The following is a 9204-nucleotide window of genomic DNA, read 5'->3' as shown; positions in this document are numbered from 1 at the left end:
TGCCAAGAATGAATGACCTGAGCCGATCCCTCACCGCCCTGAACCAGGATAGCACGCTGATTGCGGTTATCGAGATGGGGCTGAAGAGCTGGCTGGTGGGGGCAATTCTGCCCGGTGTTGATCGCCGGCCGCTGAAGAAGCTGGATCCCGATGAGGAATCGCTGCTGAAGCTATTGGATCGCTGGCGCGAAGAGGCGGCCCGGGCGGGTCGGCCTGTCGCTCGGCTCTGCGTGGCTTATGAAGCGGGCCGGGACGGGTTCTGGCTGGCGCGGTGGCTGGGGATGCACGGCATTGAGGCTTATGTGATCCACCCGACCAGCATCCCGGTGTCGCGCGAGCATCGGCGGGCGAAGACCGACCGTCTGGATGTCGATCTGCTGCTGCGAGCCTTTCTGGGCTGGCTGCGCGGGGAAGCGAAGCATTGCAGCATGGCGGCGGTTCCGACGCTGGCCGAGGAAGACGCCAAGCGACCGAGCCGAGAGCGTGAGAGCTTGGTCGGTGAGCGCACGCGCATCGTCAATCGGATGAAGAGCACGCTGATCCGCTGGGGCATCCGGGGCTTCAAGCCGACGCTGCGCAAGGCGGCGGCGAAGCTCGAGACGCTGCGCACGCCCGAAGGCGTGGTGTTGCCGCCCCACACGCGGGCCGAGCTGGAGCACGACATGGCCCGCCTGCAGCTCCTGAAGGAGCAGATCAAGGCGATCGAGGCGGCCCGGCTCGCGCGGCTGGAACAGGCTCCCGGCGAAGGGCCGCATGCGATGATCCGTCTGCTGGCGCGGGTGATCGGGGTCGGAGTCGAAACGGCGGACATGCTCGTCACCGAGGTGCTCCAGCGCAACTTGCGCGATCGCCGCGCCGTGGCGCGCTATGCCGGTCTCACCGGCTCGCCCGACGAGAGTGGCTCCAAGCGGCGGGAGAAGGGACTGGCCAGGGCCGGCAATGCCCGGGTCCGGCGCGCCATGATCCAGCTGGCCTGGCGTTGGCTGATGTTCCAAAAAGACAGCGGCTTGGCGCAGTGGTATCGGGCCCGAACCGCCGACGCACGCGGCGATACGCGCAAAACCCTGATCGTGGCACTGGCGCGCAAGCTCTTGATCGAGTTGTGGCACCTGGCCACGACCGGGCAGTTCCCGGCCGGCCTGGCCCTGCATCCGGCGTCATGACCCTGCGCGCCGAAACGTTCTCTGGCCTCGCTCCCGTGGGCAGAGCCCTGCCCGCCGGGGCCTGACGATCCGAGGTGGCGGTGACCCGCACCTTTCCATGGCTCCCATGCCGAGGGAGAGAATGGGCCCGCCACACCGGAGCCTTCCCGCCGATGCGCATGACTGCATCATGGTTCGGGTCCCTCACGAGACCCACCGAATACAAGGTTGTGACGCGAAGTCTCGCGTCCGGGCACCGGCTCCCCTCGGATCACCAACCATGGAGACCCAAATGGCCTTGACAGAAAAAGTCCCATACAAGGAAGGATTCATTCTGTGAGGCTGAGCATCTTCAAAATTCTTCCCTCTCCCCACCTATGTGGGGAGAGAGCGGGACCCATTGCGAAGTAATGGGGGGTGAGGGGTACGGTGCGTGAGGACTAAGTGAGAAGCCCCGCCCTCTTCCTCGCCTCTTCCAGACAGGCCTTCCGGTCCGCGCGGAAGTCGCCTTCGATCCACCAGGCCTCGATCTCCTTCAAAAGCTCGCCAACGCGACGGCCGGCCGGGATGCCCAGGGCCAGGAGATCGCGGCCCTGCAGCGGGAAGGCCGGCGGCGGGTTCTCGCTGAAGGCGAGGAGTGCGCGCCATTGCGGGGCGTCCGGCATGTCGCCGCTCGCGGCCCAGCTCAGCAGCACGCAATCGCGGAAAGTCTCCCAGCCCAGGCGATAGAGGGCGAGACGGCAGGCCTTGCCGTCGAGCGCGGGCGAGAGCGGGGCTGCCTCGAGCGCCGCGACCATCCGGTCGCGATCGGCATTCGACAGCCGGAGCCGCCAGGCGACCGCGCGCGCGATCTCCGCGCCGCCGTCGAGCAGCGCCGCCAGCCGCAGGAGCGGATCGGACTCGCGGCCGAGGGATCGCTCGATCATGACCAGCGCCGCAAGCTTCGCGACACTCTGCGTTTCCGGCAGCAGATGCGTCAGTACATGCTGGTCCTGCATCAGCGCCACCACCGGCGCCGGATTGCTCGCCGCCAGCAGCTTCAGGGTCTCGGCCTGCAACCGCTCGCCGGAGAGGGTCGACAATTGCGGCGCGGAGAAACGGCAGGCCGCCAATGCCTCGGCATCGGGCGGCGGCTTGCCGTAATGCGCGAAGAAGCGGAAGAAACGCAACAGGCGCAGCACATCCTCCTTGATGCGCATCGCCGGATCGCCGACGAACCGCACGCGGCTCGCCTGGAGATCGTCATAACCGCCGAAATAATCATGCAGCGTGCCATCGGGCGAGAGCGACATCGCGTTGAAGGTGAGATCGCGGCGCGCGGCGTCTTCCTGCCAATTATCGGTGAACTCCACCTTGGCATGGCGCCCGTCGGTCTCGACGTCGCGGCGCAGGGTCGTGACCTCGAAGGGCTGGCCCTCCATGACGGCCGTCACCGTGCCGTGATCGATCCCCGTCGGGATCGCGCGGATCCCCGCGCCCTTCAGCAGCGCGATCACGGTCTCGGGCGAATCGGGCGTCGCCAGGTCGATATCCTTGATCGTGCGGCCCAGGATCGCGTCGCGCACGCAGCCGCCGACGAAACGCACCTCCGCCTCGTCCGCGCTCAAGGCCGCGATCACGGCCTGCGTGCGCGAATGCGTCATCCAAGGCTGCGGTGTCAGGCGCCGGTCGGTCGATGGGGTCAATGTCTCTCCTGATCCAACAAAATAGGCCCCCTCCTTAATCTTTTCGGGGAGGGGATTATTCGTTTCAACGTCCTGGGGTTTTCATCAATTGACGAAGGTTCAATTCGAGAATCCGCCCTGGTTGATCTGGCCGTTCTCGAGGCTGGGCGGCTGGTAATGGCTGCCGGGCGCGGCGCCGCCGAACAGGGCCGAGGCTGCGAGCGTCACCGCGAGCAGGGCCACGCCGGCGCCGGCGAGCCAGCTCCAGGGCATGTCCTTGAAGACGAGAGCCGGCGCCGCTCCGGCGGCTTGGGCCCGGCGGCGCGCGATCGCGAGATAGAGAAAATAGATCAGCGTCGGCAGCAGCAGCGGGATCAGGATCTCGAGGAAGCGTCTCATGGGGTGCCCGCCCGCGGCGCCAGGATCTCGGCCAGATTGACCAGCATCCCGGCGGTGGCGCCCCAGATGAAGCGGTTCTCCCAGGGCACCGTCCAGAAATGCCGCTCGATGCCGTTATAGACCTTGCTCTCCATCCGGCGATTGGCTTCGTCCAAGAGATAGGCCAGCGGCAGCTCGAAGGCGTCGGCCACCTCGAGCGGATTGAGCACCAGCTCGAAGCGCGGCTGCACCAGCCCCACCACCGGGGTCACCTCATAGCCGGTGCGTGTCACATATGTGTCGAGCTGCCCGATCGGCTCGACCAGCTGGCGTGCGAGCCCGATCTCCTCCTCGGCCTCGCGCAAGGCGGCCGCGATCGCGTCCGCATCCTCGGGATCGACGCGGCCGCCCGGAAAGGCGACCTGGCCCGCATGCTCGGCCAGATGCTCGGTGCGCTGGGTCAGGAGAATGGTGAGCCCTTCGGCGCGCAGCACCAGCGGCACCAGCACGGCCGCCGCCGTCAGCGGCAGTTTCGGCATCATGTCGGGATTGAGATCGTGATCGCCCCGCCGTTCGTCCGGCAGCTCCAGCGCCACGGGCCCTTTCGGCGCACGGCGAACACCGGGCGGCTTTGCCATCAAGGCATCGCGAATGGCGGCGGGGCTCAAGCCTGCGCGTCGGTCCGTCCCAGAAGAAAGAATTGTCCGCTGCTCCATACACCCAGCTGCTCTTCGCCGTCCTCATGACGGCTCTCGCCCAGTTCCACCAGCTCATAGAAGACCGGCCGGGTCAGCCTTGCCTCGAGCCCGTCCCGCACCATGATATAGGGTGTGGGCTCGCCGGTCCCAGGCTGTTGGGTCACGCGAATCGGATGGTCCCTGTCGGCCACCACCTCGTCGTCGAGATTGGTGCGGAAACGCAGGCGCTGGGCGGGCCCGGCGCCCTCGACCGTGACCTCGACCGCGATGAAGGGCACATCCTCGACCTCGATCCGGCCCCGTTCATAGGGTGTGACGAGCCAGTAATCCCCGTCCGGCTCGCGGCGCAGCACGGTGGAAAACAGCTTGACCAGCGGTTTCCGGCCGATCGGGGAGTTGAGATAGTACCAGGTGCCGTCCCGCCCGATCCGAATCGCAAATTCGCCGCATTGCTGCGGCTCCCTTCCCGGGGACGGCGCCGATAAAGGTAACGAAAGAGTGCCTTCCGACAGCTTGCCTGCAGTCATAGGATGGCTTGGCCTGTTCGATCGACGCCCGTCCGATCCATGCCCCCGAACCATTCAAGGAGCAGCCGACGGTGAGTTCCCCTGATACCGTGATTTCCGCCGACCGGCTTGCCGCCGAGATCGGCCGCCTCGGCGACACGCTGCAGCAGGTTCGCCGCAGCATCGGTCGCGTCATTTTCGGCCAACAAGCGACGATCGATCAAACCCTAATTACGCTCCTGGCCGGCGGCCATGCGCTGCTGGTGGGCGTGCCGGGCCTGGCCAAGACCCGGCTGGTCATGACGCTCGGCATCGTTCTCGGACTCGAGGACAAGCGCGTGCAATGCACGCCCGATCTGATGCCGGCCGACATCCTCGGCTCCGAGGTGCTGGAGGAGACCGACAGCGGCCGGCGCTCCTTCCGCTTCATTCCCGGACCGGTCTTCTGCCAGCTGCTCATGGCCGACGAGATCAACCGCGCCAGCCCGCGCACCCAGTCGGCGTTGTTGCAGGCGATGCAGGAGGCCCGCGTCACCGTCGGCGGCCATCCCCATCCCCTGCCCCAGCCTTTCCATGTGCTGGCGACCCAGAATCCGATCGAGCAGGAGGGCACCTATCCGCTGCCCGAAGCCCAGCTCGACCGCTTCCTGATGCAGATCGACGTCACCTATCCCGAGCAGGCGGCCGAGCGCCAGATGCTGCTCGCCACCACCGGTGCCGAAGAAGACAAGGCCGAGCCCGTCATGACGGCGGGCGACCTGCTGCTGGCGCAACGCCTGGTGCGCCGCGTGCCGGTCGGCGACAGCGTGGTCGAGGCGATCCTGACGCTGGTTCGTTCGGGCCGTCCCGAAAGCAGCGAGATCGAAACCGTGCGCCAGCATGTGGCCTGGGGCCCCGGTCCCCGTGCCAGCCAGGCGCTGATGCTGGCCGCCCGTGCCCGCGCCTTGATGGAAGGGCGTTTCGCGCCCTCGGTCGAGGATGTGGTGGCGCTGGCGCCCGCGATCCTGCGCCATCGCATGGCGCTCAATTTCGCCGCGCGCGCCGAAGGCATCGGCCTCGATGAGGTGATCGAGCGCCTGATCCAGCCCTTGCGCTGAGGCGAACGGAAGCGAGCGCAACGGCAGAGGGAGCGGGCATGGCGTTCGGCGCGAAAATTCGCGGCAAGCCGACTTCGAGCGAAGCGGGTTTGCGCGAACGTGCCCAGTCGATGGCGGCCGCCCTGCCGCCGCTGCTGGTGCAGGCCGAGCGCATCGCCGCCACCGTCGAGCAGGGCGTGCATGGCCGCCGCCGCGTCGGGCCGGGCGAGACCTTCTGGCAGTTCCGCCGCTATCAGCCGGGCGATCCCGTGGGGCGCATCGATTGGCGCCAGTCGGCCAAGGCCGATCCGGTCTTCGTGCGCGAGAGCGAATGGGCCGCCGCGCAGACGATCTATCTGTGGCGCGACGCGTCGGCCTCGATGCGCTGGCGCTCGGGCCGCAATCTGCCGGAGAAGATCGAGCGCGCCGACCTCGTGACCCTGGCGCTCGCGGCCCTGCTGCTCGATGCCGGCGAACGCGTGGCGCTCCTGGGCGAGCCCTCGCCGCCCTTCACCGGCCATCGCGGCCTCGAGCGCCTGGCACTCCTGCTGCAGCATCATCCGGAAGACCAGAGCCTGCCGCCCGATCTGCGGCTGCCGCGCCATGCGGAGCTGGTGCTGGTCGGCGATTTCCTCTCGCCGCTGGCGACGCTCGAGACGCGCTTCAAGCGGCTCGCCGAGTATCAGCCGCATGGCCATATCCTCCAGCTGCTCGATCCCGCCGAGCAGTCGCTGCCTTTCACCGGCCGCATCCGCTTCGAGGGCACCGAGCAGGAAGGCGACGCGCTGATCGGCCGGGTCGAGGCGATCCGCCAAGCCTATGCCGAGCGGCTGCAGGCGCAGCTCGACGGCATGGCGGCGCTCGCCCGCACGCTCGGATGGAGCTATGCGCTGACCACCACCGACCGTTCGCCTGAATCCGCCTTGCTGGCGCTCTATCGCCGGCTGGGCGAGCGGGCCGAGGTGAAGATCCGATGATGGGCCTGGCCGATCTCAGCTTCGCAGCACCCTGGGTGCTGGTGGCGCTGCTGGCCTTGCCGGTCCTGTGGTGGCTGCTGCGGCTGATGCCGCCGGCCCCCAAGCGGCAGATCTTTCCGGCGATCCGTTTGCTGTTCGGGTTGCGTCCGCCGGAGGAGACGCCCCATCGCACGCCCTGGTGGCTGTTGCTGCTGCGCCTCGTGATCGCGGCCCTCATCATCGTGGCACTCGCCCATCCGCTCGAGGATGCGCGCAAGGCGCTCGCCGGCGACGGGCCGCTGCTGCTGGTCGTCGATAACGGCTGGGCTGCCGCCGCCCATTGGAACGAGCAGGAGGCGACGCTGGCCGATCGGCTGCGCCAGGCCGAGCGCGAGGGCCGCATGGCGGCGCTGATCGCGACGGCGCCGGGTGCCGACGGCGTGAAGCCGCAGATCCAGGGCCCGATGCCGGCGGTCGAGGCGCGCCAGGCGCTGGGCCGGCTCGAACCGCAGCCCTGGCCCACCGATCGCAAGGCGGCCCTGGCCGCGCTCGACAAGGCGCCCTTCACCAAGGCCAGCGTGTTCTGGGCCAGCGACGGCATCGCCGATCCCGACGGCGCCGACCAGCAGCTGGGCGAACGGCTGGCGAAGTTCGGCGATCTCACGGTGATCACGGCACCCGCCAGCGAACGCGCCTTGCTACAGCGTCCGCCCGAGAACGACAGCGAAGCGATGACGTTGCATCTGCTCCGCCCCGCCGCCGGCCCGGCGCGATCCGTCGAGCTGCTGGCGGCGGACCGCCAGGGCCAGCTCGTCGCGCGCCAGCCCGCGACTTTCGAGGCTGGGGCGACCGAAGCCAATCCGGCGATCAAGCTGCCGGTCGAGCTGCGCAACCGCATCGCCACGATCTCGGTCGCCAACGAGGCCTCCGCCGGCTCGACTTTCCTGGTCGATGCGCAATGGCGCCGCCGGCCGGTCGGTCTCGTCGCCGGCGCCGACACGGGCCGCGAGGAGACGCTGCTGAGCGAGCTCTATTATCTGCGCCGCGCGCTCGGGCCCGGCACGGATCTGCGCGAGGGCACGATCCCCAGCCTGATCCAGGGCGGGCTCTCGATGCTGGCGATGGTCGATATCGGCAGCCTCACTGCCGAGGAGACCGACGCGCTGCAGCATTGGATCGAGAATGGCGGGCTGCTGCTGCGCTTCGCCGGCCCGCGGCTGGCGGAGAACACCGACGACACGCTGCTCCCCGTGCGCTTGCGCAGCGGCGGGCGCACGCTGGGCGGCGCCCTCACCTGGGAGCAGCCGGCGCAGATCGCGCCCTTCGCGCCGACCTCGCCTTTCGCCGGCCTCACCGTGCCCGACGATGTGCGCATCTTCCGCCAGGTGCTGGCCGAGCCGGAACTCTCGCTCGGCGACAAGACCTGGGCGCGGCTGACCGACGGCACGCCGCTCGTGACCGCCGCGCGCACGGGCCGCGGCTGGATCGTGCTGGTTCATACCAGCGCCAATGCCGACTGGTCGAACCTCGCCTTGTCGGGCCTCTTCGTGCAGATGCTGCAGAAAATCCTGGGTTTGAGCGAAGGGGTCGCCGGCACCGAGGCCAACGGCGCGCTCCCGCCCTACCGCACGCTCGACGGCTTCGGACGGCTCGGCGCGCCCGCACCACTCGCGACCGCGGCCGGCCCCGAGGTCTTCGACAAAGGCCTGATCGGTCCCGATCATCCGCCGGGCTTCTATGGCAGCGAAGCGACGCAGCGCGCGCTCAATCTCGGCACCGGCCTGATCGGCTGGCAGGCGATCCAGAGCTGGCCCGAGGGTGCCACCGTGGAAGCGACCGCCGCGGGCGCCACCTTCGACTTCAAGCCCTGGCTGCTGGCGGCGGCGCTCGCGCTGTTCCTGATCGATCTGGTGATCTCGCTGGCCTTGCGCGGATTGCTGCCGGGTCGCGCGGCCGTCGCCGGCGCGATCCTGCTGCTGGCGCTCGCCGGCGGCCTGGTCGCCACCCCCGCGCAGGCCAAGGACGATGACGACAATGCGCTGGGCGACACGCAACAGACCCGCCTCGCCTATGTCAGCAGCGGCGACGACGAGATCGACCGCGCGAGCCATGCGGGGCTGCTCGGTCTCTCGCTGGTCTTGCGCCAGCGCACGGCGATCGATGTCGGCGAGCCGGTGGCGATCAATCCGGCCAAGGACGAGCTTGCCTTCTTCCCGCTGATCTATTGGCCGATCGCCAACGGCCAGGCCGCGATGTCCGACACGGCGCTGCGCCGGGTCAACGACTATCTCAAGAATGGCGGGCTGATCCTGTTCGACACGCGCGATGGCGGCGCCAGCGGCTTCGCCAATTTCAACCGCGTCGCGCGCGGCATCGACATCACCCGGCTGATCCAGGTGCCGCAGGACCATGTGCTGACCAAGGCCTTCTATCTGCTGCAGCAGTTCCCCGGACGCTGGGCCAGCGGCACGCTCTGGGTCGAGGAAGGCCAGGGCCGCTCCAATGACGGCGTCTCCTCGGTCGTGGTCGGCAGCAACGACTGGGCCGCCGCCTGGGCCGTCGACGAATCCGGCCAGCCGCTCTACGCCACCGTCCCCGGCGGCCAGCGCCAGCGCGAGATGGCCTACCGCTTCGGCGTCAACATCGTGATGTATGCGCTGACCGGCAATTACAAGTCGGACCAGGTCCATGTGCCCGCGATCCTCGAGAGGCTGGGGCAATGAGGATCGGATATCGTGTGTGCGGCACCCCTCCCCGCTCGCTACGCTCGCCGCCCCTCCCGCC

General features: G+C 68.6%; 8 protein-coding genes. 4 read left to right on the top strand and 4 right to left on the bottom strand.

Translation table 11 applies throughout. The features are described from left to right. Positions 1-8: 8 nt before the first annotated feature. Positions 9-1163, top strand: a complete 1155-nt coding sequence (locus tag ACREE8_RS07150; RefSeq protein WP_431572296.1) for an IS110 family transposase — start codon at positions 9-11, stop codon at positions 1161-1163. Between the two features lie 419 nt (positions 1164-1582). Here ACREE8_RS07150 and ACREE8_RS07145 read toward each other — a convergent pair whose 3' ends face one another. The 4 genes from ACREE8_RS07145 to ACREE8_RS07130 form a co-directional block, all read right to left on the bottom strand. Next, the gene (locus ACREE8_RS07145) at positions 1583-2827 is read right to left on the bottom strand and encodes a CCA tRNA nucleotidyltransferase (RefSeq protein WP_431572295.1); all 1245 of its coding nucleotides are present in this window, start codon (positions 2825-2827) and stop codon (positions 1583-1585) included. Positions 2828-2926: 99 nt separating this feature from the next. Then, the gene (locus ACREE8_RS07140; RefSeq protein WP_431572294.1) at positions 2927-3205 is read right to left on the bottom strand and encodes a DUF6111 family protein; all 279 of its coding nucleotides are present in this window, start codon (positions 3203-3205) and stop codon (positions 2927-2929) included. Continuing rightward, on the bottom strand, positions 3202-3822 hold the full coding sequence (locus ACREE8_RS07135) for a CoA pyrophosphatase (protein WP_431572293.1): 621 nt from the start codon (positions 3820-3822) through the stop codon (positions 3202-3204). Before ACREE8_RS07135 ends, ACREE8_RS07140 begins: the two co-directional genes overlap by 4 nt. Before the next feature lie 26 nt (positions 3823-3848). Next, positions 3849-4409: a DUF1285 domain-containing protein gene (locus ACREE8_RS07130; protein WP_431572292.1), complete on the bottom strand. Its 561-nt coding sequence runs from the start codon at positions 4407-4409 to the stop codon at positions 3849-3851. A gap of 71 nt (positions 4410-4480) precedes the next feature. Between ACREE8_RS07130 and ACREE8_RS07125 the strand changes: the two genes are divergently transcribed. Genes ACREE8_RS07125 through ACREE8_RS07115 form a run of 3 tightly spaced genes read left to right on the top strand, consistent with a single transcriptional unit; the run spans position 4481 to position 9143 of the window. Then, entirely contained in the window at positions 4481-5485 is a 1005-nt protein-coding gene (locus ACREE8_RS07125) for an AAA family ATPase (protein ID WP_431572291.1), read from the top strand. A gap of 38 nt (positions 5486-5523) precedes the next feature. Further along, positions 5524-6441 (top strand): DUF58 domain-containing protein, encoded by a 918-nt coding sequence (locus ACREE8_RS07120; protein ID WP_431572290.1) that lies wholly within the window; start codon positions 5524-5526, stop codon positions 6439-6441. Then, positions 6438-9143, top strand: a complete 2706-nt coding sequence (locus ACREE8_RS07115; RefSeq protein ID WP_431572289.1) for a DUF4159 domain-containing protein — start codon at positions 6438-6440, stop codon at positions 9141-9143. The genes ACREE8_RS07120 and ACREE8_RS07115 overlap by 4 nt, the downstream gene beginning before the upstream one ends. Positions 9144-9204 lie beyond the last annotated feature (61 nt).

Origin of the sequence: Hypericibacter sp. (assembly GCF_050729195.1) — a bacterium.
Lineage (GTDB): Bacteria > Pseudomonadota > Alphaproteobacteria > Dongiales > Dongiaceae > Hypericibacter.
Note: the sequence above shows the minus strand (reverse complement) of the source record. Positions and strands in the feature narration are given on the sequence as shown.

Coding starts and splice junctions, on each gene's coding strand:
- ACREE8_RS07150 (WP_431572296.1), top strand. CDS start 9: ATGAATGACCTGAGCCGATCCCTCACCGCCCTGAACCAGGATAGCACG.
- ACREE8_RS07140 (WP_431572294.1), bottom strand. CDS start 3,205: ATGAGACGCTTCCTCGAGATCCTGATCCCGCTGCTGCTGCCGACGCTG.
- ACREE8_RS07135 (WP_431572293.1), bottom strand. CDS start 3,822: ATGGCAAAGCCGCCCGGTGTTCGCCGTGCGCCGAAAGGGCCCGTGGCG.
- ACREE8_RS07130 (WP_431572292.1), bottom strand. CDS start 4,409: ATGACTGCAGGCAAGCTGTCGGAAGGCACTCTTTCGTTACCTTTATCG.
- ACREE8_RS07120 (WP_431572290.1), top strand. CDS start 5,524: ATGGCGTTCGGCGCGAAAATTCGCGGCAAGCCGACTTCGAGCGAAGCG.
- ACREE8_RS07115 (WP_431572289.1), top strand. CDS start 6,438: ATGATGGGCCTGGCCGATCTCAGCTTCGCAGCACCCTGGGTGCTGGTG.